This is a genomic window from Streptomyces sp. NPDC002574 (genome assembly GCF_042889545.1).
Taxonomy (GTDB): Bacteria; Actinomycetota; Actinomycetes; order Streptomycetales; family Streptomycetaceae; genus Actinacidiphila.
Map to the genome: position 1 here is coordinate 1 of NZ_JBIARB010000030.1, position 25,338 is coordinate 25,338.

Sequence of the window (25,338 nt, forward strand, 5' to 3'; positions counted from 1 at the left end):
CGGTGGCCGTTTGTCTATGCGGGCACCAACCCGTACGCCGGAGCAAACCCCCGGATCAGGTCCACCCCGCTACACCACTTCCAAGGACGCAACCTCACCGACAAGGTCATGGACGGGATGGCCGAGTGGCAGAACCGGCCCCTGGACCCGGTCTATCCAGTGATCTTCATCGACTGTGTGCATGTGAAGGTCCGCGACGGGCAAGTCGCCAACCGGCCGATCTACGTCGCCTTGGCGGTGACCGTGGACGGCACCCGCGACATCCTCGGTCTGTGGGCCGGCGACGGCGGCGAGGGCGCCAAGTACTGGCTGCAGGTGCTGACCGAGATCCGCAACCGGGGTGTAGAGGACGTGTGCATGGTCGTCTGCGATGGGCTCAAGGGCCTGCCTGACGCTATCGGCACGGTCTGGCCGCAGGCGGTCACCCAGACCTGCGTCGTTCACCTGATCCGGGCGTCGTTCCGCTACGCGGGCCGCCAGGACTGGGACAAGATCTCCCGCGCTCTCAAGCCGATCTACACCGCGCCGACTGCGAAGGCCGCCGAGGACCGCTTTCTGGACTTCCAGGAGGAGTGGGGCGCCAAGTATCCGGCGATCGTGCGCCTTTGGGAGAACTCCTGGGCCGAGTTCGTGCCGTTCCTGCAGTTCGACACTGAGATCCGCCGCGTCGTCTGCACGACCAACGCGATCGAGAGCGTGAATGCGCGCATACGCAAGGCCGTCCGGGCCCGCGGGCACTTCCCGAACGAGGCCGCCGCCCTGAAGTGCGTCTACATGGCCGTCATGAGCCTGGACCCCACCGGTCAGGGCCGCAAACGCTGGACCATGCGATGGAAGCCAGCCCTGCAGGCCTTCGACATCGCCTTCGACGGCCGACTCTCCCTCGGCCGCCGATAACCCACACAACCCGAGTTACACCGTTCGTTGGACAGACCCGATGCTTCATCGTCGAGGTGGGTACGACGGGATGGTCGCCCATCAGGCTCCGGACCATGATCGAGGCCTCGGCTTGGTAGGCATCCCACGACACGGACGTCACGTGTACAAGAGGCAGGTCGGCGAGGAACCGGGAATGTTCCAGCAGGAGCTCCAGGTCACCACGTGCCTCCTGCAGCGCCGCGGGGAGGGTGACCGCGTCGAGCGCACGCCCGTGCGCCCTCGCATTGCGGCGGTCTGCCAGCCGACTCGGGTGCGGAAGATGTATGCGGGTTCGTCCAGCTGGGCTGCAGCCTCCACTCGGAGGCGAGTGAGCTGGCCAGCCTCGATGATGGAGCGTCGCGCGTTCTCTGGATTGGGGCCTGTGTCGTAGACAGAGTTGGCCAGGTTCGCTGCTTCTGCACTCCAAGTACTCATCCGCCGGCCAGCGGTGCTCAGTCGCTCCAGCGCGGCCGAGAGCGCCTCATCCGCTGTCGGCAGCGTCAGGCTACGGAGGTCTCTGAGGTGATGGTGTCGGAAGAGCGCCGCTGAGGCAACGTCCTTGTGAACATGCGTCAGCGGCCAGCAGAGGTTAGCGGATGGTGGCGCTGGGGCATTGCCCGGCATGTCCCTGCCAGGAGCGTCTGGAGCCCAGTGAACGCTTGGCAGGGGTCGTCCGCGAGGTCGCATGTTGGGGTGGCTCTCGATCGGAGCGAGAGCCACCCCACTTGTGTGGCTACGTGTCTGTGGGTCGACAAGGTCGCAGACGTGGCGCTACCGCGCCTCAGGGGCGTTAGAAGATTCCGGTGATGGTGGTGTCCCATCCGCTGGCCCCAACCAGGTGGGGATTTCTGTGGGCGGTGGGTCCGCCGGGGTAGAACAGGAGACAGCCGGTGGGACAGGTGGTCGACTGGGCCGCGCCGGCGTCGTCAACGTAGTTGACGGTGTAGTCAGGGTCGGCGGGCGTGGTGGCCCACGTGTCTCCGTAGGCTTCGCTAGGTGTGGGCTGCCACTGCCGGTAGGTAGTGCCAGTGCCGGCGTCCGTGGCTGTCACGACTGTCCCCTGAGCATTGCCGGGGGAGGTCAGGTGGGGGCGATTTTGCCAGCCGCTGGCTCCGTACAGGCTGCGGGCGCCCAGGGAGAAGGCTCCGTTGGTGATCTGGCCGGGGTAGAGGTAGAGCTCGCCGGTGCTGGGGTTGCGGGCGACGAGGTCCTGGATGCCGTCACCGGTCTGATCTCCGACGGCGAGGTTGGTGTAGTCCTTCCATCCGCTGGTGCCGAGTTTGATCCGGTTGACCAGGTCGAACGGATTGGTCTGATTCTGGGCTCCGCCGCTGGTGTTGCCGGTGTAGAGCCACAGGGCAGCGTTGGAGCAGGTCGTGGAGGTGTCGACGCACTCGATGGTGATGAGGTCGTTGCCTCCCGCGTGTCCGTCCGTCGTGTTCTTGTCGATGTCGCCGGGCGTGATGATCTGCCGGATGCGGCTCCAGTCGGCGGCGTCGTCCACGGTGGGGTGGATCAGTTCTTGGCGGGTGTCGAAGATCGGGCTGCCCTGGCCGTCACCGCCGTAGACGTAGAGTTTGTTGTTGGCGAGGCGTACCACGAAGTCTTCATAGCCGTCGGGCGCTTTGGTGGGGCTGGTGAAGTTGACCAAGTCACCGCGGTGTGCGATGAGTGCGCCGGTCCATCCGCTGGTGCCCACCGTCTTGGCAAGTGCATGCTTGCCGGTGCCGTTGCCGGCATACATGCGCAGCTTCGCGGCGTTGTCTGTGGCGACAAAGTCCGGGTAGCCGTCACCGTTGAGGTCGCTGGGCAGGTCGACGCGTGCCGCACCGGAAGGGGAACCGGGGCTCGTGCCAGGGGCGTAGACAAAATCGGACTTGGTCGTGCTGAGGTTGACCGCGTCGGAGACCTTGTCTAGAGGAGAGTGGTTGCCGGCGGTGTCGTAGGCGACCACGTGCAAGGTGCTGACCGGCGAGCCGCTGGGGATCACGTTGACGCTGGCCGTGTGACGGTCGGCACCGACGTTCACCCAGGTGCCTATGGCGCAGCGGGTGCTGGAAGCGGATAGGTACTGATCCATGCTCCAGCAAAATCCTGCGAGGTCGTTGGCTGAATTGTAGAAGTTCAGGGCAACGGAGGTGCGGGCCTGGTACTTGTCGGTTGCCTCGTCGGCCTGGGTGCCGTCGGTGTTGGTCACCTGGACGGCGTTGGCGGGGCCGATCCGGTCGACGGTGAAGCTGCAGGGCGCGGTGTAGGAGCTGTTGGTGTCTTCCTCGTCGGTGGCGCGGACCTTCCAGCTGTAGGTGCCGTTGGGCAGCTTGGAGTTCGGGACTGTGACTGAGGCCGTTTGACCGGTGGCGACGGTGTCGGTGTTGTCGAAGGAGACCTGGGTGCCGGCGGAGGTGGTCACGGAGAATTCGCCGGTGATCTTTCCTCCGTCCTTGTCGGTGAGCCTGGCCGTCAGGGCGATACCGCTGTTCCCGATCACATCACCGCAGGGCACCGGCTTGTTGCCGGACCCGCCGGGGCTCCAGGAGCCCTCGTAGGCGTCGTGGTCGTTGACGGTGGGCTTGTAGTTGTAGGTGATCTCCAGGGCGGGGTTGTTGGTGAACCGCTTGAAGCTGTTGTGATCGTTCTCGTAGCTGCTGGGGGCGCGCATGCCGAAGGTCACGGTGCCCAAGCCATTGTCGGCGGCCTGTTGGACGTAGTTCGTCAACGCGGTCGAATGGTAGTCATGGCCCTGATTGCCCGGGCAGAAGGTGGGATTGCCGTGGGCGTAGGAGTCGGAGTCGAGCTTTGTGGTCCAGTTCGGCTGGCTGTTCCAGGTGGGGGTGGTGCTGATGCTGCCGGTGGACCACAGCTCGGTCGGTCCGGCGACGGACGGGTCGCAGCCCCAGGAGTGGGTCTCCACTACGGCGAAGGTCGCGTCGAGGATGTCCGCGCCGGCCAGGCCGTCGGTGTTCATCGCGAAGAATGACCGTGTGGTGCCGGTGTCGTTGAAGCCGACTCGGGGCTCGTCGCTGGGTGTGCCGGAGTGCCAGCCGGACCCGTTGGGGTACGCATCCCCGGGGGTGTCCGAATACACCACGGCCCACTTCTCACGTGTCCCACCGGTGAACACCGGGTCTACTACCAGCGGGAACTGGTCGGCAGTGGCCAGCAGCGTGGGGTCGGGCGTCAACGTCAGCGTATTGCCGTCGACGTCGGCACCCACCGGGGCGGACTGGGGCTGATCTTCGTCGACCACCGCCGTCGACCGTGCACCCTTGGCAGCAGCGGGCTGCTCGTCGTTGGCGGCGGGCTCCTCCCACATCTTGGGACGCGGGGCGCTGAAGACGACGTTGCTGTCCGCGTCAGTGGCGGTCAGGTTGTCGCTGGCATCATCGGCGAGTGTGACACCAGTGGTGGTGACGCCGAGTTTGATGCTGCGTACCGCGGGGTTTGCCGCCGCCTGCGGCGTGTGGACGATCAGGTGCTCGGCGAAGCCGTCGACCTCTGCTACGACCTGCAGGTCCACGTCCGGCAGAACCGACTTGTACAGGGCGGTGTTGCCGTCCAGGACAGGCTGCGGCAGTGCGGTCGGCCACGACAGCGACAGCTCCTTGCTGTCCTTGGTCAAGGTTGCCAGCGGGCTGGTGCCACCGTCGGAGAAGGCGATGCCGAAGACCGCAGAGGCCGGTCCGAGGGTGCCGTCGTCGTGCCGGACGATGGTGGGGTCCGCTTTCCGCCACACGCCTTCGTACCGTGACCAAACCGGGGTGGAGTACTGGCGGCGGGAGGTGGTGCCGTCGGGGTTGGCGTAGATCTCCGCAGACTCCTCCCGCCGGTCCAGGATCTCGACCTTCTCCCCGGTCCTTGCGGCGACGGCGTAGGACTCGGCTTCGGGGAGGGCCGTGCTGGCGGCGGGGCTGTCTTCGGCCGCCGCAGGCGCCTTGGGCAGGACCAAGGTGGTGACTGCCGTCAATGGCAGCGCCAGGGCGAGAAAAATCGCCGCGGAGCGTCGTCTTCCGCGGCCCGCCGGATGCGGTTGTTTCATGAGGAGCCTTCCTGAGGTGCGCGCCTAGCGCGTGAGAGCCGCAGAGTATTCACCGAAGCCGCCTTTCCCAAGTCTTCACTCGCGGCGAACGGCGGCGGCGGGCCAACTCGGTTGTATGGACGGAACAATTTGCGGCCCAGAGACTTGTTTCACGGGTGCCCGATTAGAAGGACTTCGTCCCACAGTTTGGCCATCTGGCCTGGTCAGAGGCTTGATCCAGAAGGTCCGTTTCGCCTGGGTTTTGAGGCGGCGGAAAAATTCACCCGGATCATGTGGTGCCCGCCCTCGCCTCTTGTGTAATGGCCAAGGATGGGATTGGCTTTGCGGGTTCTTCACGTAGTGCTGGTTGAGGGGTGGGTTTTTCATGGGGCTCCGCCGTGGCTTTGCCACGCCGTTTTCGGCTCGTCTGAGGGTGCGTCTGCGTCGTAACCGCGCCACCTTGGTCGGGGTGCTCTCCGCAGCCCTGAGCTTCTCGCTGCTTGCGGCTCCCGCCTGGGCACAGCCCAGCGATGGATTCAGCCTGCGGTCGGTGCCCAAGGCCGCGTCGGTGCCGGGCAAGGACCTCACCACGCACCGTCAGGTGAAACACTCGCCTTCCGAACGAGACTGGCAACCGCCGGGCAGGACCACCTGGCCCGCGGCCGGCACAGCGGACGTCGTTCTGCCCGCTGGCGTCGGAGGGACGGCACACAAGACGGCCCGTCCCCAGCGGGTGCAAGCGGGATCTTTGCCGGTTCGCGTCGGGCTGCCGATTTCCCGCCCCAAGGGAGCGAAGGCGAAGAAGCACGCTGCACTCGTCGGCCCCGGCCGCGTCCACATCACCCTCGCCGACCGCGCGACCACGCAACGGGCAGGGATCCAGGGCTTGCTCCTCACGGTCCGGCCGACTGCAGGCGCTGCCAGTGCGGTCAGCGCGGCCGACGTCCAGGTGGACTACTCGGCCATCGAGTCGGCCTTCGGCGCCGGCTGGTCCTCCAGGCTGCGCCTGGTCCAGCTGCCTGCCTGTGCGCTGACCTCGCCCGGCAGCGCCAAGTGCGCCAAGGGCGTGCCGCTGGCGACCACGAACGACACCGCCGCGCACACGCTGACCGCGACCGTGGCGTTCCCGGCCCACGGCGATAGTGGATCGTCGTCTGCCACCTCGCGTAGCAGCGTCGCGAGTGGCACGGTGGTGCTTGCTGCGACTGCGGCAGCAAGCGGTGGAGAGGGGTCGTTCAAGGCGACGTCGCTGTCGCCGGCCGGGGCGTGGTCAGCTGGCGGGAACTCCGGTGGCTTCGGCTGGAACGTGCCCATGTCGGTGCCGCCAGTGCCTGGGGGTCTTCAGCCAAAGGTTGCGCTGTCGTACAACTCCTCCGCGGTGGACGGGCGGACGTCGTCAACGAACAACCAGACGTCATGGATCGGCGAGGGCTGGGAGTACTCGCCGGGCTACATCGAGCGCTCCTACGCAAGCTGCGAGAACGACAAGCAGGGCGGCAACAACACGGCCAAGGTCGGTGACCTGTGCTGGAAGTCCAAGAACGCCACCTTGTCGCTCAACGGCCGGAGCACGCCCCTGGTGTGGGATGCGAGCAAGAGCACCTGGAAGCTCGCTGATGACGACGGCTCCCGCATCGAGCAGGTGTTCGGTACTTCTCCGAACGACGTCAACGGTGACGCCGACTTCGAGTACTGGAAGCTGACCGCGCTCGACGGGACGCAGTACTGGTTCGGGAAGAACCGCCTCCCTGGCTGGACCAGCGGCAAGGAGGAGACGAACTCGCTTGCAAGAGTGGCGGTCTACGGCAACCACACCGGCGAGCCCGGGCACGGCTCGGACTTCGCTTCCTCCGCCCAGCAGCAGGGCTGGCGATGGAACCTGGACTACGTCGTGGACCCGCACAACAACGCCATGGCTCTTTACTACACCAAGGAAGCCGGCTACTACGCCCAGAACGGCAAGACCGACACCCCGCAGTCTTACACCCGCGGCAGCTACCTGACCCGGATCGACTATGGGCTCCGCGCTGACGCGATCTTCTCCACGACCAACCCGGCAGGCCGGGTCACGTTCGGTGTCGACGAGCGGTGTCTGTCCAACTGCGGCACCTTCGACGAAGCACATGCCACCAGTTGGCCGGACGTGCCGGTGGACCTGAACTGCACCGCCAGCAGCACCGCATGCTTGCAGGGTTCTCCGACGTTCTGGACCCGTATGCGGCTGACCAGTATCAACACGTTCGCCCTGCAGGGCTCCACCTTGCAGCCGGTCGACACCTGGACCCTGACGCAGACCTTCCCACTCACAGGGGATGTGTCCAAGCCCGCGCTGTGGCTGGACTCAATTCAGCACACCGGCAAGGCCGGAACACTGACGGATATCACCCTGCCGAAGACCACCTTCGGCGGAACCCCGATGCCGAACCGCGTGGACTCGGCTGAGGGCCGCCCTCCGCTGAACAAGTACCGGATCACGCAGGTCACCAACGAAACCGGCGGCCAGACCCTGGTCACCTACAGCCCCACCGATTGCACCCCCACAAGCCTGCCGTCCTCCGCGGATCAGAACACGAGGCGTTGCTATCCGTCATGGTGGACGCCGGACGGGGCGGTCGACCCTGTCAAGGACTGGTTCCACAAGTACCTCGTGACCCAGGTCATCGAAGACGACACCACCGCCGGCACCGGCTCCGCATCAAAGACGACCACCTACGAGTACAGCAACGGCCCGAACTGGCGACGAGACGTCTCCGAGTTCACCGTCGACAAGCACCGCACATGGAACGTGTTCCGCGGCTACGGCACCGTGCGCACGCTGACCGGCGCCACGAACCGCACCAAGACCGAGACGCTGTACTACACGGGAATGGCAGGCGACACCCTCGCCGACGGCAGTACCCGGCCTCAATCGCTCATCAACGGCGTCACCAACCGGGACGACTTCGCTGGCCGGGCCGCCGAGGCCCGCACCTACGACAAGGACGGAACCGGCGGCAAGGTCGTCGCCAAGACGACCTTCACACCCTGGGTGTCCGGCGCCACTGCCACCCAGAACATCACCGGGGTCACCGACCCGGACAAGCCCACGACCCCCGGCCCCACTCTGCCCGACCTCGTTGCCCGACACTCGGGCACGGAAACCGAAGCTGCGGGCACTCTGCTGGACGACGGCAGCTGGCGCACTTTGACCACCAGCCGCAAGTTCGACACCACCTACGGTCTGCTCGTCGCCGAGGGCGACAGCGGCGACGCCGCCAATGGCGTGGGACCGACGTGCACGAGCACTGATTACGTCACCCCCGACACCACGAACTGGCTGATCAGCTACCCCAAGCAAACAGCCACCGTGGCCCTGGCCACCTGCAACGGGGGCTACGCCCATTCTGCGATCACCAGCGTGGCTCGCACGAGCTACGACGGTCAGGCGATCGGTGCCGCGCCCAAGCCGCGCCAGACGACGAACACCACAAAGACCGAACAGGCATCCAAGATCGATGCCAATGACCAGGTGGTGTGGGACACCACCAATCAGACCACCACGGACCAGTACGGGCGTGTGACCGTCACCAAGGGCCAGGACCTCGAGCCCACAACCACCTCGTACTCCCCTCTCACGGGCGCCCAGCCGACTACGGTCACCGTCACCAACGCGGAAACACAGTCCAGCATCACCAAGTTCGACGGACTGCGTGGCCTAATCCTGCAGACCACCGATCCCAACAACAACACCGCCACCAGCGAATACGACAGCCTCGGCCGTCTTAGTAAGGCCTGGAGTGCTGGGCGGGCCACCACCACAGACCCCAACGCCACCTTCGCTTATAACGTCTCGGCCAGCGCACCGTCCACGGTAACGACGAAGACGCTGTACGAGGACGGCACCTGGGGCACTTCGGTAGAGATCTACGACTCGCTTCTGCGGCAACGCCAGACCCAGGCCGATGCCATCGGCGTCACCGGCCGCACCGTCACCGACACCTTTTACGACACCCTCGGCCGCGCCTTTCAGACCAACGCGCCGTTCTACAACAACCAGGCCGTCTCCACCACGCTGCTGACCGTCACCCCCAACCAGATCCCCGTCTCGAACCTCACGGAGTACGACGGCCGGGGCCGCCCCACCGCCGCAGTGACACTGTCCCTGAACGTGGAGAAGTGGCGCACCACCACCACCTACGGCGACACGTGGACTGCAACGATTCCGCCGCGCGTCGGTACCGCCGAGATCGGCGGCACCGCCACAATGGTGATCACAGACGTCCGGGGACGCACCACCGAACTGCGGGACTACAAGGACCGCAACCCCGTTCCCGGAGCGGCCGCAAGCCAGTACGAGAAGACGACCTACGCCTACGACCGCGCTGGCCGGCTGTCCGCGGTCACCGACGCGTCAGGCCACAACTCCTGGACCTACACCTACGACCTGCGCGGGCGGCAGACCGCTACCACCGACCCCGACAAGGGCGAGTCCAGGACCACCTACGACACCGACGGCCGCGTCGCCACCGTCACCAGCGCCGTGGGTAAACCAGGCGAGAGCACTCTGGCCACCACGTACGACGACCTCGGCCGTAAAACCAGCCTGCGCGTCGACTCGGTGACCGGCACCAAGCTCGCCGAATGGGCATACGACACGGCACCCAACGGTCTGGGTCTGCCCGCTTCAGCGACGCGCTACGACACATCCGTCACCCCCGCTGCCGCCTACAAGACCGAAGTAGCCGGCTACGACACGGCAGGGCAAGCCACCGGCACCACGGTGACGGTGCCATCGGTGACCGGCGAGGAGAAACTGGCTGGCACCTACACGGTGGCTACTACCGTCACCCCCGTCAACGGCATGCCCGCCACCGCCACCTACAGCACCGGCAACACCAACGCCACGACCGCCCTGCCCGCCGAGAAGGTCACCAACCACTACGGCGCCCAGGACCAGCTCGCCATCGTCGACGGCATGTCGTCCCAGGCTTACCTACGCGGCGCCAGCTACACCCCATTCGGTGAACTCGCCCAGGCAGAACTCGGCAACGTCGGAACTCGCATCACCCAGACTCTCGGCTACGACACTGTCACCCGCCGACTCAGCACATCGATCGTCGACCGCGAGGCTTCCAACCCGCAGACCCTGTCAAATATCAAGTACACCTACGACACGGTCGGCAACGTCACCCGGATCCGCGACGACCAGAACGACGGCACCATCGCCGACGACCAGTGCTTCGCCTACGACTGGGCCCAACGCCTGGCGGAAGCCTGGACCACCGCGGACGCCTGCGCCACCAAACCAGTAAACGGATCTGGCACCCCTGCCCTGGGCACTGTCGACCCGTACTGGACAAGCTGGACCTTCACCAACACCGGCGGCCGAGCCACCGAAATCCAGCACAAGGCCGGCCCTGTCACCGCCGACACCACCCGCACGTACAGCTACCCCACCGCCTCCGGTGCGGCCCAAGCCCACGCGGTAACCACTGTGACCGCTACCGGCGGCGCTACTGGCTCGGACAGCTACCAGTACGACGACACCGGCAACCTCACCAAGAACACACCAGCCACCGGAGCCGTCCAGGACCTCACCTGGAACGAAGAAGGCAAACTTGCCACCTCCACCATCTCCGGCGACACCACCAAATTCCTCTACGACGCCGACGGCACCCGCATCCTCAAGCGAGAACCCACCACCACCACGCTCTACCTGCCCGGCGGCCAGGAACTCGTCCTCACCAAAACCGCCGGCACCCTGGCTGGCACCCGCTATTACACCGTCCCCGGCGGCTCCGCCATCCGCACCAGCAGCGACGCTAAGGTCCGCTTCCTGATAGCAGACCCCCACGGCACCAACACCCTGTCCGTGAGCGCCGCCACCCTCGCGGTCGACCGCCGCAAAACACTGCCCTACGGCTCCCCCCGCGGCACCACACCCACCTCCTGGCCCGGCCAGAAGGGCTTCGTCGGCGGAGACATCGACACCACCACCGGCTACACCCACATCGGCGCCCGCGACTACGACCCCACCATCGGCCGCTTCATCAGCATCGACCCCATCCTCAACACGGGCGAACAGCAATCTCTCAACGGCTACGCCTACGCCAATAATTCGCCGGTAACACAATCTGATCCCACGGGATTGGACCCATGCGGCGGCCTAACGTGCGGGCACGCGGGTGACAAGTGCAGCGATATAAAGATCTACTGCAACGCCGCGAAGCCTGATGGCACAGCCGACTCATCCGGTGTGGTCCCGGACAGTGGCGGGACCGCCACCAATGACAGCCACGGAAACACCAGCAGCGGCAACGACACTACAAACTGTTCCAACTACGGGTACATGGTCGGGAGCGCATGTACCGTGGCCGTCAGCAAGGACGAAGATGTAGTGCAAAGCGTGTCCGTGGAAACAACAACCCACGATTGGATTGACGACGCGCTCCCGTGCGAACAGGGCGACTGGCTCTGCAGAATACGCAAAGCGTCCCTCCGTACCGCCATCATTTCGGGGATGCTAGGCGGATCCACCGGCCTCCTTTCCTTGAGCGGCGGCCGCGGCCCGTGCAGTTTTGATCAGGGCACGCTGGTTCTACTCGAACACGGCAAGACCAAGCACATCAAGGATGTCAAACCCGGAGATCACGTAGAGGCCGGCGACCCAGAAACGGGCAAGCACGACGGCCCCCACACCGTCACCGCAGCCTTCAGCCACCACGACAACGATCTCATCGACCTGACCATCCGCGGTCAGGACGGCAAGAACGCAACCCTGCACACCACGTCAGAGCACCCGTTCTGGGACGAAACGAAGCACGCCTGGATCCCCGCTGGCAAACTCAAGGCCGGCCACGAACTCAACACGGATCAGAACCGCCACGTAGTCCTCGTCGCCGTACACGTTCGGCCAGGCTCGGCCTACATGTACAACCTGACGGTCGCCGACCTTCACACGTACTATGTCCTGGCAGGCTACACACCAGTACTCGTTCACAATACGTGTCTCAAGACGGAGCTCACCCAGCTCGGCAGAGCTCGGATCGGTGAAGTGAAGTCCGGCCTTTCTGAGGGTGATCGTCTTCCGGGCGCGTTCAGCGTGGGTCGCGATCGAACCACCGGGAAAACATACTATGGTGAGAGCGGCCCTGACACCGGGCATCATCCTGATGTGACCTCACGACTGCCCGCGCAATCGCAGCACGTTGATAATCGACCCCCGGGCGTCTGCGCGGAGGCACGTATGTGCACCAATGCCTTGAACGATGGAGCTGCATTGGAAAATCTAGACATCATCACACTCAACCCGAGGGGAGATAAATTCAAGATGTGCCCCAACTGTCGGGTGTGGGTTCCGGGTGCGGTCGGAGAGGTGTTGACAGGATGAGCAAATTTGCTGGAAATTCTCGACGAGAGCTGTTGCGCGAAATGTTCCCCGGTGCAACTCGTGTAGACGTTGGTGAAGCCTCCGTCGATTACGTGGCAAGGCTCTACGAGGCGTCGGGATACGTCGTTGGGCCGCAACTGCGCGAGTTTCTCTCGGAATATCGAGAGCTTTCCGTTTCATGGATGTATAACGGAATGGAGGTGGGGGTTACAATTGGTGTCGAAGAAGCCCTCTCCTTCTACCCGGGAAACGTTCGAATTGACTCCCGGAAAGTGCAGCGCCCCCTGGTTCCCGTTGGCTCTGCGTTTGACACCGAAGAAATGGTGCTGATTGCGAACGACGGAGATGTATTTCTCGCCGGAGATGCGGGAATGCAGTATGTCGGCAATGGATTCGCTCAATCCATGCGGGCCCTAATTTCCGGCGAATGGGACAAGACGTTCTTCTGACGCGTGCGCATGTCGCTCTCGGTTCGCGTTATGGATTTTCGGTCTGACGGCCATCTAAATGGATAGCCTAAAATCCGGGTGCGACGAAGGGGTAGAGTTCCTGTTCCTTCGTCGCAAACATCCCTGCCAATAGGTATCGACAAAGGAGAAACTGCCGTGACTATGGGGCTTGCGGGACTTCCGGATAGAGAGTGGATGGTTCGGGACGCTAAAGGACGGACATACACCTACGACTCGGAGGATGAGGCGTTCGAAGAGCTTATCGAGCACGGGGAGGGCGCCACTGTATGGACCCGCGAAGTATATCGGGCATTTTTCATCACCCGGTCTATCGACGGTTGGAAGCAGGTTCAAGTGCCGCGCGGTCGCTGATCTCTGAAGCGCGGAGTACTGGGGAGGGCTACCCAGGTTCAATTTGTTTGCAGGCGCGGCAAGGGACACATCAGTAGAGCCCGTCAACCCTCATGCATTCACTCACCTCAGATCCCGCTTGGGCACGCACCGTGGCAGGTTTTTGTCGTCGGTGCGCGGCGCGGTGATGGGCTGCCGATAGGTGACCAGAGGCCTCAGGCCCGATGAGACGGCCAGCGACGGGCGGCTCCCACTACCCGGGACAGCACTTGGGACTATCGGCTGTCCCGGACCGCGCAGCGGACCCCACCGGCATCACACCCCCGCTGCGCCTGGGTGGAAGTCGCCAGACGTCCCCGCCGCAGGGGGCGGTGACTCGGTCTGGAACCCGGGCCGGGTCTGGCTCATCATCGTGTGATGGCTGAGCAGATGGATCTGGCGCGGTTGCGGAGCTTGCTCGAGGGCGTCCTGGGCACCCTGTACCAGAGTTACCGGCACCAGGACCTGCCGGAGCTGTGCGAACGCCTCCACCTGCCCCCGCTGCCTCCCAACGACGGCCCGACCAAGCACGCCCGGCTGACGGCCAGCCTGCAGGCCTGCCCGGACGGCCGCCTGCCCCGGGTCGCCGAGGCCGTACTGGACAGCGAGACGCTTCGCACGGCCGACCGCCACGTTCTGCAGGACGTGGTGTGGCTCGGACGGCACTACGTCGAGGTCCCCGGTCGCACTCGGCGCGAGCTGGCGAAAGACCTCGACCTGTCCGACTATCGGGATTACCCGGACCGCTTCCTGGCGCTGCTGGGCCGGTTGTGGGACCTCGGGGACGACGGGCTGAGGCAGTGGGGCACCCCCGCGGCGGGCCTGCGCGAGGAGATTGCGCGTCACGTCATCAGATTCGGGGATGACTGGAGCGCCGAGGAGCTCTTCGAGCGCCTCGGCGCGTTCGAGGCCCCGCACCCGCGCTTCGGGCGTTTCCTTGAGGGACTGGCCTCGTCCGCGGTCCTGCCCGACGAGCAGGCACAGCGCCGCTTCGTGGACCTGGCCAACGGGCACCTGCAGCCGGTGGGCGCGCTTCTGCGCCAGGACGGGGAGGCCGACGGCTATCCGGTGTTCCATCTGGTGCAGCCCGGGCGCGGGACCGCCCGCAGGCCGCGGAACCTGATCTTCGGCACTCTGGGAAAGCCGGACATCCGCTTCACCAGCGCGCTCGACAACGACATCGAGATCGCCGAAGCCGCTGACAAGATCATGGTCTACGACCGGCCCGTCGGCACCGACGGGCTGCTGTGGCGCGAGCTGCTGTCCTGGTGGCAGTCCATCCGCGGGATCACCGACCCGCAGCAGGCAGGCCGGGCTCTGTACGAGCGGATGAAAGAGTCCCTGCCGCCGAAGTCCGCAGGCCAGCGTAACCTGTTCTGGCTCTACCACCACCTCTACCAGGACCAACTGGACAACGTACCGGCGCTCCTGCCAGAGATCTGGATGCACTGGGGCCCCAAGACCGTCCGCGAACGCGGCCACAACGCCCTGCAGAACCTGCGCATGGACTTCCTCATGCTCCTGCCGGGCAGCAGGCGCGTAGTGCTGGAGGTCGACGGTAGCCAGCACTACACCCGCGACAGGGGAGCCGTGCCCGACCCCGCGAAGTACGCCGCGACCATGGCCAGCGACCGCGACCTGAAGTTTCGGGGCTACGAGGTGTTCCGGTTCGGCCATGACGAACTTTGCGACCGCGACCGCGCCCGCCTGGTCGTCACCGACTTCTTCCGGCACCTGCTCCAGCGTTCCCCCGGCAAGCACACCTGAGCCGTCGCGGGCCGCCTCCAGACGGTGCCCCAGGCGGCCGTCGGAAGCCCCCGGCCGGTCCGGCCGGCCCCTCCCGCTTTGCGGGAAGCAGACGGTGACGGCGGTCCGCGCCCGGGGATCCAAGTACAGCTCATCACAAGGCAATAGGGGAGCGGCTCGTACGCTGGCGGCAGCACAGATCCGCACCTGCCGAGGTGCCGGTTTCACCGTTGTCGGCGGGCTGACTGGGGCTTGTCCTGGCGATCACGTGATGTCGGACAAGAAAGTCGTTGCGCGGGTGCGCTGGAGTGCGGTGATCCGGCAGACGACGAGTACCGCGGCGACGGGGACGAGCGGCGGCCTTGCGCCCCGGCGGGCCGGTCCGGTTGGCGCGCGTTCGCCGGCGAACATCCGCCCCAGCTCGGTCAGCTCCGCCGAAGCTGGCCGACGGGCCTACCCTTAGCGTTCCTCGGATCTGCTCCGGCGTTCGGCGGTTGCGACGCCTCCGGCCGGGGCAGCGTCGGCAGCCCGTGGGACGTGGTCCATCCCGTCCCGCTCTTCGGCGACGGTCCCGGAAACCGGCCCTCGAAGGTCTTCCACCGCGACGACCCCGGGACAGAGTTCCAGACCAACCTGACGCCGTAGACGCGAATGATTGAATTACCGGGTGTTGGGCCCAGGGCCCGACACCCGGTTTCCGTTGAAAGAACACAGAGACTATAAGGAAGCCAGAGAGGTGTGTCATGGGGGCAGGATTCCTTTTCGTGTTCGTCCCGTTGTTCCTGTACCTGACGCCTGTGACGTTGCTGTGCGTGAAGATCGCCGATCGGACCTCGTGGAAAATGGGGCTTGTCTTCGCGAGCGGCCTCATATTCCTCCCCGCCGCGCTCGCCGCGGGCTGGATCCTCGTGGGAACCGGCGTCCTGTGAACCGAAAGGCCGAAGAGTCGTGACCGTCATAGTCGTCGCACTGGCGGCGGCACTCGGGGCCGTGGCCTACGTCTGGCCCCTCCTGCCACTGGTCGTCTACCCCATGCGCCGATGGCGAGGTTTCTGGGCCGCGCTCTACTGTGGTGCGCTGGGCGCGGTCGGCTCGGTGGCGTTCCGTGATCTTCACTACATGGTCGGCGACTTCTTCGCGGCATCAGTGGTCACCTCGGCGCTCAGAGCGCTCGTCGAAGCGGCTGGGCTCGTGGAGCCGGTCCGCAGCAGGCGGCGCGAACGGTGAGGGTCGCACACCGGGCGCCGGGCGTCTGGTCGGGGCGGAGAACCTTCTAGCGTTTAGCGAGGTCTACTGAGCGATCACGCTCGGTCTGAGATACAACACCGACCGCCGGATCCGGTGGAGCTTCCTGGGATTACCTCTGTGGCGGGGCTCTGCCCGGCGGTGTCGCCGTGTTCGGGGCACCGCCGGGAGCTGAAGGACGCGCTCGGTCCGGTTCCGGTGAATCTGTTCCTGGCGAAGGCGCGGAAGCTGCTCGGGGCCGGGAGGATGGGTGGTTGCGCGTGTGGGTGCCGAGGAGACTTCTCTATCCCGGATCCGCCTGTCCTCGGGCACGGTGTGTGGGTCGGTCTGCTGCACGCTGAGGCATCTTTGGCGAACCCGGTTGCTCTCGTTGCCGGGTCCGCCTCCGGTGTCCTTGGCCGCCGGTAGCGTGGGGGCAGTTCGGACTGCCGTGGGCCGCAGGGGCTCACACCCGCTGGGTGGTCCCTGTGCGTGGGAGGTTCCGACGGCAGGTTTCGAGATCGATCAGAATGCCGTGGATGCCGAGATCAATGAGGGCATGCAGAGGTTCGTGTCCGACCTGACCAGCTCGCTGGGCGCTCTGTCCGAGCAGTACCAGGGCAGGCCGCTAGAGGAGATCAAGCCGGAGATCCAGCGCGTGTGGAGCGATCGCACGGGCGGCGGGAACGTCACCGACCCGGAGTTGACCCAGTTCGCGGAGCAGATCCAGGCGGGCGGTCAGATCACGATTCTCCTGAAGTAGCGTGCTGCTCCTGGGCAGAGGGCGGGCAGCGTGTCTCCCGAAGGGGTGGCCCAGGCAGCCACCCGGGGTACACGACCCAGAACCAGTGTGGCAGCCGCCCGGGCGATGAACACACCGTGCTGGCATGGGCGTTCTGGTCCCTTGACCGCAGCAGCGGCGCTTCCCGCCCGGCGGGCCGGAGCTTTGGTCTGATTCCCTACAGGCGGTAGGGGCTTGCGGCGTGTCCGGGCCCCGGGGGCGACCCGTCGCCGGTTCAGTGCGGTTCGGGGTAGCCGGGCAGCCCGAGCGGGGTGGGCACCAGGCGCCGGTGCGGATCGACAGTGTCCAGACAGAAGCGGAAGCGCTGCCCGTCGACGGGGCGCATCCTCACGCGGTGCCCTTCGGCCTGACCCGCGTCCAGGGCGGCCAGGGCGGCGGGACCGTCATCGGCGACGACCTGCGTGTGGAAGGCCAGCACGGTGCCCAGGCGCAGGGTGCGCCCGGCCAGAGACAGCGCGAACTCCGACTGGGTGAGCAGCAATGACTGCGGCTCCCCACCCAGGACGGCGCGCAGGACAGCGTGGTCGTCGCCGTTCAGGGTGAAGGTCAGGGACCAGGCGAACGGGGCGATGACGCAGTGCCCCTCGACGACCAGTCGGGCCGCGCGCAGCGCGATCCGTTCGGAGCTGGTGATGTCGTCGGGTAGAGGGAATTCCTGCTCGCAGTGGCGTTGCAGGACCTCCAGGTCCTGCGCATACAGCCGTAGCTGCTCCAGCTCGTCGCGCTCGGCGGCGCCTTGTGCGGGCAGCTGGCCGCCGCCGGCGTCCTTGCCGTCGACGGTCAGGGCGAAGGTGCCGCCGGACATCAGCCGGTGCCGCAGCCCCAGCCGCTTGAGCGCCTGAGCGGGCGTGGCCCCGGCCAGGTCGAAGGAGAAGTTCAGCTTCGCGGGGCGGTCCCGGTCGTGGGGGAGCAGCAGCTTCAGGCGGCAACCGTGCAGGTCGACATCGATCGAGCGGCCCATACTGCCGCGCCCCAGGCCGTTCAGCCGCCCCGTGAACGACGCCACGGTGGCACCGGCCTCGTCGCTGAAGACCAGCTCCGCCGGAGCACCGGCCCCGGGCAGCGGCCCGGCGGGCCGCCAGGTCACCTGCACGTCGGTCAGGGTCTTGGCCAGCCACTGCGGCCCGGTGACGGTCAGCGACGCGATCGCCTCGGCGGGCAGCACGACCTGTTCGGCGAGCCCGAAACCGAGCGTCCTGGACAGCGCGGCGGACAGGTCCGCGCCCATCCCGCCGGGCCTGCCCTTCAGCTCCACCGTCACGGGACTGACCTCGTGGGCACGCGGATGCTTGGCCCGCAGAGTGTGCACCACCATGCCCTCGACACGGGAGAAGTCCACCGTCCAGTTGTCGTCCAGGGCATCGACCACCGTCCCCAACGCGGCGACCCGCTCGGCAAGGTCCCGCTCCCCGCCCAGCAGCACGGCCTTCTCCTGGTTGAAGACCTTCGCCTTCTCCAGCAGCTGGTCCCGGGTGAAGAAGTCCACCAGGCCCGGGTGCGTGGCCAGCCGGTCATCCAGCTCGGCCCGGTCCATCACCCGGACCCGCACGCCGCGCCCGGCCGCCAGCCCGTCGACGAATGCCCGCTCGTTCGGGCCCAGCGTGCACGGCACCACCAGCACCCACTCGTACGGATCGTGCGCCATCGCCCGGGCGAACGACCTCTTGATCGAGGCCTGCCGACCCTTGAACGACGACGAGGGAAACCCGTCCGGGTAGTACTTCAGCTGGAAGATCCGCAGCCGCCCACCGCTGACGACCTCGATGTCAATCCCGCCGTCCCCGCCACGCCCGTTAACCGCACGCACCCGCGCGGTCTGGTCGTACAGGCGGTGCACCAGCGCCTCCACCACCCGGTCGAACAGCGGCTGCCCGATGTGGTCCCACTCGATGGCCACGCCCTCGTCCTCCCCTCACCGCACCGCCCGTCGACACCGGGCGCTTCTCCCACGCAGGCCCGGCGGCAGAGCAATGAAGTGCGACTCGGCCCGAAGTTACAGCACCCCTCGGACAACGCCCCCCCGACCGCCACTGCCACGATCGCGAGGCAGCACGACGCCAATGCACGGTTTTCGACGCCGTTTTCCTGTGCGCTCCGGGGCGTGGGTCCCTTCGTGGTGCGACGGGCAGTTCACCGAGTTGCTCGCGGCCTTCCCCGGTCGCGCCCACCCTTGCTGAGGGCTGAGTGGAAGCATCCGCAACCCGCTCCCTCTCGCCCGGACCATGGCCAACGCCATGGTCGCTTTGCCCGCCCGCGTGGAGGACACTTCGCGCGCACCCGAACCGGGCGCCCCGGCCGGCGCGCCGGGGCAGGCCCGAACGCAGCAACCACGCTCACAGGCCGCAGACCACCGGCCGCCGCCCCGGAATGTGAGCGACAGTTCAGCCCCTGCGGCCAGCCCGCCCGGTCGGCACCGCTAGTGTCTGCACCAGCTCGTAGAGCTACGGCATGGATGCCATTCGGATAACCCGTCCATGCCAGGTCAGGCCCCCGGCATGCTTCGGGGGCCTGGCGGCCTACGACAGCCGCTCGTCCAGAGCGGCCCACCTGTGCCCGCGCAGATGATCGACGCCGTGCGGTGAGGAAGGGACCGGCCGATGGGAATGCTCCAGGACAGCCTCGACAAGGCTGTGCAGGGCGCATTCACCCGCCCGATCCCGAAGTCCGCCCCCGCCCGGATGCGGTACCTGGTCAAAGCCCTCAAGGGCACCCGCGCCGCCGCCGAGGCACTCGGCATCTCGCAGCGCACGGTGGAGCGCTACGTCAGGGGCCAGCTCAAGCAGCCCCGTCCGGATCTTGCGGGCCGCCTGGAATGCGAGGTGAAGCAGCGCTGGCAGCCGCAGGTCCGCGCCCGCGCCCGGCAGGCCGCGGCCACCACCGGCGGGATCGTCATCGACACCCGGGCCCGCTTCGGCTTCACCGCTGCCCTCGGCTCCACCGACGATGCCCGCCTGCGCCTGATCACCCAGACCCTCCCACCCGCCTATGCGGCCCGTCTGTTCGACGCCCAGGACGCAGGTGCCGGCGAGCAGCAGCTGCGCACGATCGCAGCCGAAGGCCTGCAGGAGATCTACTTCCGCGACCGCGGCCGCCGCGCCGCAGGCCTCCAAGTGGAGTTCACCGACATCGACTACCTCGACTTCGAGCTGTAGAGCCCGCCGTCCCCGACGATCTAGGCAATCGCTGACACAGTCAGATGGGATCATGGCCCCATGGCAGAGGGTGAAGGGACAGGGGAGATCCCGCAGGAGCCGGTCGCCCCGACGCGGGTGTACACGCAGGCGTTCAAGCCGCTGACCGACTACTACAACACCTGGGCAGTAGACCTCGGCAAGCGGCTGACCCAGGCAGCCACGGTGTCGCTCCCCCAGATGAAGATCGAGGTGCCAGCGCCGCGCTCGCTCCAGGCCGCCGAGACGTTGGGTCGGCAACTGACCGACGGCTTGACCACCCGGATCCGCGAGGCATTCGAGCCGATCACCACGCAGTACACGGATCAGTGGAAACGCCTGTTCGCCTCGATCGGCGATCTGCGCGACCGGATCTACCCAGAGAACCTGCGCGAAGCCCAGCCCTCGCTCGAGGTCCTGCAACTGCTCTTGGTCGACGAGGGCATCCCGCTCATGTGGGTGCCGGGACCTCAAGTCGTCCGCGCTCTGCTGGACGCCCCGACCCCTGCCCTTCGCCGTCGCGTCATCAGCCAGCGTTGGAAGGGCATCACCCACGACTGCGCCACGGTCCTGAACGGTCTCGACCATCCCGACCTGCAAGACCCCCGCGGCTTCGCGCTAGACGTCACACGAGCGCTGCGCGAAGGCCACATCACCGCGGCACAGGCGCTGGCCGCCAACCTGCTCGACTCCCTGACACACCGGTACTTCGACACACCCGCCCGACTCAAGATCACCAAGAACGAGCTCAAGACCAAGGGCATCAAGTTCGACCTGAACGACCACACGATCCGGTTCGCCTTCACCCTCGCCCCGGTATGGTGCGCGTACGCCCGGTACTTCCCCAAAGACGGTGAGCCGATCCCGCGCGCCTTCGGCCGACACCCCAGTGCCCACGGCGTATCACGCGCCCAGTACTCCCGCGTCAACGCCATCTACGCGCTGATGCTGGTGACCTCGCTGCTCAAGTTTTTCGACCTGGAACTGAAGCGGTAGAGCGGACGAGAGCCGCGGCAGGGCCGGATCCCCTCTAGCGATCTTGGCGCTAGGGACATCCCGCTCACCGGCAGGCCAAAAGCCCGCGGAGCATGTCTCAGCCGTTCCGGTGGCGTATCCAGCCCTTCCCGACTGTTCCACCCGCGGCAGCCGGGAGAATGCCTTGTGTGAGCACCACCAGCCCCACCCCCACGGCCCCCGACCCCATCCTCGGGCCGATCGTGCTGCGCCCGGATCAACAAGCCGGCCTGGACCGTACGGTGCGGCATCTGCGCCGCCCGGGCACCAGTGGGCTGTACGTCTCGGCGTGCGGGACCGGCAAGACCCTGGTCGGGATCCGGCTGGCCGGCACGCTCGGGTCGACGCTGACCCTGGTGGTGGCGCCGACGCTGGACTTGATCGCGCAGACCGCGCTGGCCTGGCGCCAGGACGGCCGAACCGAGGCCATGGTCGCGGTGTGCTCGATGGACACCCGCGCCCACAAGGGCCTGGCCGAGGCGAACGTCGGCTCCACCGGCGACGCCGCCGGCCTGGCCGCCGTGCTCTCCGCGGTCGGTACCGGCGTCCTCGATGCCGCGACCGTGTTCTGCACCTACGACTCCCTGGACAAGATCGAAGCCGCGCAGCGCACCGGGAACGTGCCCGCGTTCGACCTGGCGGTCATGGACGAGGCCCACCGCATTTCCGGCCGCGCGGACAAGAAGTGGGCGATCATCAACGATCGGGCCCGCATCCGCGCGGACCGCCGCCTCTACATGACCGCCACCCCGCGCATCTTCGGCGGTCCGGATCTGGCGGAGTCCGCGGACATCCGCCGCCCGCGCCGCCGCCGGTCCGCGGAGCCGGATGTGGATGCGTCGGCGAATTCCATGGACAATACTGCCGTCTACGGCCGGACAATCTGGGAATATCCTCTCGCACAGGGCGTGGCTGACGGCGTCCTCGCGGACTACCGGATCATCGTGCCCACCGTCACTGGAGACGACCTCCGCGCGCGCCTGAACCTGCCCGCCACCGGCCCCGACGCCGAGCTCGAACACGCCGAGCGCACCACCGCACTGCACCTGGCCATCCTCAAAAGCATGGCCGAACACGGCCTGAAGCGAATTTTGGTGTATTTCCAGCTCGTCGCCGACGCGAAGAGGTTCACGCGCGAGCTCGGCCACACCCTGCGCCGCCTCCGCGCCACCGCTCCCGAACTCTGCCCCGACATCGACCCCCAGACCTTCTACGTCCACGGCGACCACACCCCCGCCGAACGCGCAGAGATCTTCGCCCGCTTCGCCGACGCCCCCTGCGCGATCATGACGAATGCCAAGATCATTGCCGAGGGCGTCGACATCCGAAGCATCGACGCGGTCGCCTTCGCGGATGTCTCCCGCAGCGTCATCCGCGTCGTCCAGGCCCTCGGCCGCGCCCTGCGCCAGCCCGCCGGCGCCGGCAAAGTTGCCAGCCTGATCATCCCCGCCTACGTCCCCCCTGCGGCCAACCCGACCGACATCCTTGGCACCGCCTACGAGCCGGTCTGGGCCATCGCCACCGCCTTGGCCAGCCACGACCACCGCATCGCCGAGCGCCTCCCGGACAAGGCGAACCGCCTCCCCCGCGAGATCAGCGCCTTGATCCAACACCGCTGGCACTTCGACTTCACCGTCCAGCCCGAACGCATCGCCCGCGCCATGGACCTGATCTCTTTCGACCCCCGCTCCCAGCAATCCCGCCCCCGCCGCGAAGGCCTCGCCTCCGCCCAGTTCTTCCACGACGACCACGGCCACCTCGACGTCCCCGCCGACTACACCGACGCCGCCGGCTACGCCCTGGGCGCCTTCATCACCGGCATGCGCGACGCCCGCCGCACCGGCCGCCTCACCCCCGACCTCGACGCCGACTGGATCGCAGAACTCGACGCCCTCGGCATGATCTGGGACAAGCACGACGCCGCCTGGCGCGCCCAGCTCACCGCCGCCGCCGACTACCACGCCGCGCACGGACACCTGGCCATCCCCGTCACCGCCCCCGGCGGATCCTTCCTTGCCGAGCAGCGCTCGCTGGCCGCCAACGGCCGACTCGACCCGGCCCGCGCCGCCGAACTCGACGCCATGGACCCCCACTGGCGCCTGCCCCACGGCCCCGACTGGCACCGCAAATACCACCTGCTCCGCGCCCACCTCGCCGCCGGCCACAACCCCGGCGACCTCCACCTCGACACCGTCATCGGCACGGTCAAGATCGGCCGCTGGCTCCACCGCCAGCTCACCACCTTCACCACCCTCGACCCCGGCCAGCAGCAGCTCCTGACCGACCTCAACCTGACACCCGCCACCAACCCCCTCAAGGCGCCCTCCAAGCCTCGCCGGACCTTCGCCCAGACCGTTCAGCTCCTGGAGCTGTTCATCGCCCGGGAAGGACGGCCTCCCACCGCCCGCGAAGAGATCCGCGTCGACGGCGACACCGTCAAGATCGGACCCTGGCTCGCCAAGACGCGCACCAAGCACCGCACCGGCCAGCTCCCCGCCGACCAAGTCGGGTTGATCGCCTCGCTGTTCGACGGTGACTGGACCGACGACACCACCCCCACAGCCCAGCTCGCCTGACCGCCGGGCATGTCGCCCACCCACGAGGCGGTGTCCGGCTGGTCATCGTGGCGGCGGAAAAACCGGTTGGCCGGTGACCACGGAGCAGGGATACTCCGCTGGGCGCCGTGGTGGGGGAGGGTGCGTGACGGTGTTCGTGTGCGCCGAGTGCGACGCTGTGCTGAGTGCCCCGCTGTCGCAGGTCGCGTTTCCCGCGCATGGCCGCCTGAGACTGGGACACGGTTTCCTGCCGGCGCTCATGGAGCAGGGCACGTACGCCGTCGACCCGGAACCGACCGGGCCGCCATGGCGATGCTGGACCGACATCGGTGAGGAAGAAGCAGCGGCCCGAGGGGTGTTCGCGCCGGTGTCCGCGCTGTCTTACGGAGACCCGGGGGAGATCGTCGTTGCCCCCGGGGACACCCGCGGCACCGTTCTGATCCCGGAGCGATGCGATGGCTGCTGCTTCGGACTGGACGGAAGGGACGGCCCGAACCTTGCCTGTGAGCAGTGCGGGCAGCCCGTGGCGACCCGCATCGACGACTGCTCACTGTGGCAGGAAGTACGGTTCGCGCCGCGCGCCGTACGCTCCATCCCAGACCAAGACCCGGCGCCGCGCACAGTGAACTGGCAGGCGCTGGCGGCCGAGGTGCCGGGCATTCCGCCGATCGACCCCTGCGGCGGCTGGAGCCCACGATGGACGGCAGCAGCCGGCGTGGCACTGGCCCACCTGGTAGTGGCCTCGGACGGCGCCCCCGTGGCCGTCCCTGACGGCCCTGTCGCGGACACGTTCCGCCGCGCGCTCGACGCGCTGCTCCCGCAGGGCCCACCGGTGAAGACGGTGGCATTGACCGGCCCCGGCCTGCCCGGTCCGGAGCTCACCCCCGACATCTTGATGGTTCCGCAGCATCCATGGACGGGCGACGCGTGGCAGCCGCCCGGTAGTGCGAGGGTTGTGCCGTTGGCGGCCGAAGTGTGGATGCACCTGGCCTTCCCCAACGAAGGATTGCCCGTGCCCGCGGCGGGCCGACTGCCTGACGGCGTTCTGCGTGACGATCCACTGCCGATGTACCCATGGGGGATGTTCCGGCCCGACTCGACGCTCTTCCGCCACACACTTGCGCGACTCCCCGCGGTCCGGCAGCCGTGGCTGCGCAAGATCTACGACGGTGGGTGAAGGGACTGCAAGACCCCAAATCAAGAAGCAGCTGGCATTGCCTCGGGATCGGGGCAGGGACCTCCCTCTGCAGGGAGGAGGGGAAGACTCGGATTCCCAGAAACTTTTAGACGAAGGAAGCACTCGTACTCGCGAGTGAAATATCGGGAGCACCCCGTGCTGATGAGTCGTCAAGTGAGTCATAGCCTCATCGGGGAAACAGACGCACCCGCCACCGCCTGCTCCCAGTAGCCAGCTTGGTCCGCGGCAGCGGGCCACAAGGCCACAGGCGGAGCCGAAGGCCAGTCAGGAGAGCGAAGCGACCCTGACCTTAGGTGGGCTGGAGCGAAGCGAAGCCCACCACGGCTCGAAGAGCCGGCCGAACAGGGTGAGGCAAGCCCCGCAGAGCGGGGCCCAACTCGCGGACGAAGTCCGCGAGTACACGGACCGCGAAGCGGTCCGTCACCACCGAGCGAAGCGAGGTGGTTTCACTTGCACATCGCGCAGCGATGTGCTACCCGCTCCGCGGG

Annotated in this window: 13 protein-coding genes; 11 read left to right on the top strand and 2 right to left on the bottom strand. The window is 67.0% G+C overall.

Translation table 11 applies throughout. The features are described from left to right. The coding region (locus ACFYXS_RS39360) for an IS256 family transposase (RefSeq protein WP_389256619.1) at positions 1-897 on the top strand (897 nt) is incomplete at its 5' end. An 811-nt stretch (positions 898-1,708) separates the two neighbouring features. Here the strand turns inward: ACFYXS_RS39360 and ACFYXS_RS39365 are convergent. Then, positions 1,709-4,954, bottom strand: coding sequence for a hypothetical protein (locus ACFYXS_RS39365; protein ID WP_389256620.1), 3,246 nt, complete (start codon positions 4,952-4,954; stop codon positions 1,709-1,711). 448 nt (positions 4,955-5,402) lie between these two features. Here ACFYXS_RS39365 and ACFYXS_RS39370 point away from each other — a divergent pair, with 448 nt between their 5' ends. The 6 genes from ACFYXS_RS39370 to ACFYXS_RS39395 all read left to right on the top strand — a co-directional run bounded on the left by ACFYXS_RS39370 (position 5,403) and on the right by ACFYXS_RS39395 (position 16,874). Then, positions 5,403-12,302 carry a polymorphic toxin-type HINT domain-containing protein gene (locus ACFYXS_RS39370; RefSeq protein WP_389256621.1) on the top strand — a complete coding sequence of 2,300 codons (6,900 nt, stop codon included), beginning with the start codon at positions 5,403-5,405 and terminating at the stop codon, positions 12,300-12,302. After that, a complete protein-coding gene (locus ACFYXS_RS39375; protein WP_389256622.1) occupies positions 12,299-12,751 on the top strand; it encodes an SUKH-3 domain-containing protein in 453 nt (150 codons plus the stop codon). Before ACFYXS_RS39370 ends, ACFYXS_RS39375 begins: the two co-directional genes overlap by 4 nt. A 768-nt stretch (positions 12,752-13,519) precedes the next feature. After that, complete coding sequence (locus ACFYXS_RS39380) at positions 13,520-14,908, top strand: hypothetical protein (protein ID WP_389256623.1); 1,389 nt, start codon at positions 13,520-13,522, stop codon at positions 14,906-14,908. Positions 14,909-15,651: 743 nt separating this feature from the next. After that, the gene (locus ACFYXS_RS39385; RefSeq protein ID WP_384299329.1) at positions 15,652-15,816 is read left to right on the top strand and encodes a hypothetical protein; all 165 of its coding nucleotides are present in this window, start codon (positions 15,652-15,654) and stop codon (positions 15,814-15,816) included. Between the two features lie 19 nt (positions 15,817-15,835). Continuing rightward, positions 15,836-16,114, top strand: a complete 279-nt coding sequence (locus ACFYXS_RS39390; RefSeq protein WP_389256624.1) for a hypothetical protein — start codon at positions 15,836-15,838, stop codon at positions 16,112-16,114. A 556-nt stretch (positions 16,115-16,670) separates the two neighbouring features. Next, complete coding sequence (locus ACFYXS_RS39395) at positions 16,671-16,874, top strand: hypothetical protein (RefSeq protein ID WP_389256625.1); 204 nt, start codon at positions 16,671-16,673, stop codon at positions 16,872-16,874. 253 nt (positions 16,875-17,127) lie between these two features. On the opposite strand, the gene ACFYXS_RS39400 is transcribed toward ACFYXS_RS39395, so the two are convergent. Further along, the gene (locus tag ACFYXS_RS39400) at positions 17,128-18,810 is read right to left on the bottom strand and encodes a hypothetical protein (protein ID WP_389256626.1); all 1,683 of its coding nucleotides are present in this window, start codon (positions 18,808-18,810) and stop codon (positions 17,128-17,130) included. Positions 18,811-19,510: 700 nt separating this feature from the next. Here ACFYXS_RS39400 and tpg point away from each other — a divergent pair. The 4 genes from tpg (at position 19,511) to ACFYXS_RS39420 (ending at position 24,829) form a co-directional block, all read left to right on the top strand. Further along, on the top strand, positions 19,511-20,065 hold the full coding sequence (tpg, locus tag ACFYXS_RS39405; RefSeq protein WP_389256627.1) for a telomere-protecting terminal protein Tpg: 555 nt from the start codon (positions 19,511-19,513) through the stop codon (positions 20,063-20,065). 60 nt (positions 20,066-20,125) lie between these two features. Beyond that, complete coding sequence (locus tag ACFYXS_RS39410; protein WP_389256628.1) at positions 20,126-21,079, top strand: hypothetical protein; 954 nt, start codon at positions 20,126-20,128, stop codon at positions 21,077-21,079. A 167-nt stretch (positions 21,080-21,246) separates the two neighbouring features. Then, positions 21,247-23,673 carry a Helicase associated domain protein gene (locus ACFYXS_RS39415; protein WP_389256629.1) on the top strand — a complete coding sequence of 809 codons (2,427 nt, stop codon included), beginning with the start codon at positions 21,247-21,249 and terminating at the stop codon, positions 23,671-23,673. A gap of 124 nt (positions 23,674-23,797) precedes the next feature. Further along, entirely contained in the window at positions 23,798-24,829 is a 1,032-nt protein-coding gene (locus ACFYXS_RS39420) for a hypothetical protein (protein WP_389256630.1), read from the top strand. The last annotated feature ends 509 nt before the right edge of the window (positions 24,830-25,338 follow it).

Bases quoted from the DNA above. Each gene is read 5' to 3' on its own strand.
- tpg (WP_389256627.1), top strand. From the start codon at position 19,511: ATGGGAATGCTCCAGGACAGCCTCGACAAGGCTGTGCAGGGCGCATTC.
- ACFYXS_RS39410 (WP_389256628.1), top strand. From the start codon at position 20,126: ATGGCAGAGGGTGAAGGGACAGGGGAGATCCCGCAGGAGCCGGTCGCC.
- ACFYXS_RS39395 (WP_389256625.1), top strand. From the start codon at position 16,671: ATGCAGAGGTTCGTGTCCGACCTGACCAGCTCGCTGGGCGCTCTGTCC.
- ACFYXS_RS39365 (WP_389256620.1), bottom strand. From the start codon at position 4,954: ATGAAACAACCGCATCCGGCGGGCCGCGGAAGACGACGCTCCGCGGCG.
- ACFYXS_RS39375 (WP_389256622.1), top strand. From the start codon at position 12,299: ATGAGCAAATTTGCTGGAAATTCTCGACGAGAGCTGTTGCGCGAAATG.
- ACFYXS_RS39380 (WP_389256623.1), top strand. From the start codon at position 13,520: ATGGCTGAGCAGATGGATCTGGCGCGGTTGCGGAGCTTGCTCGAGGGC.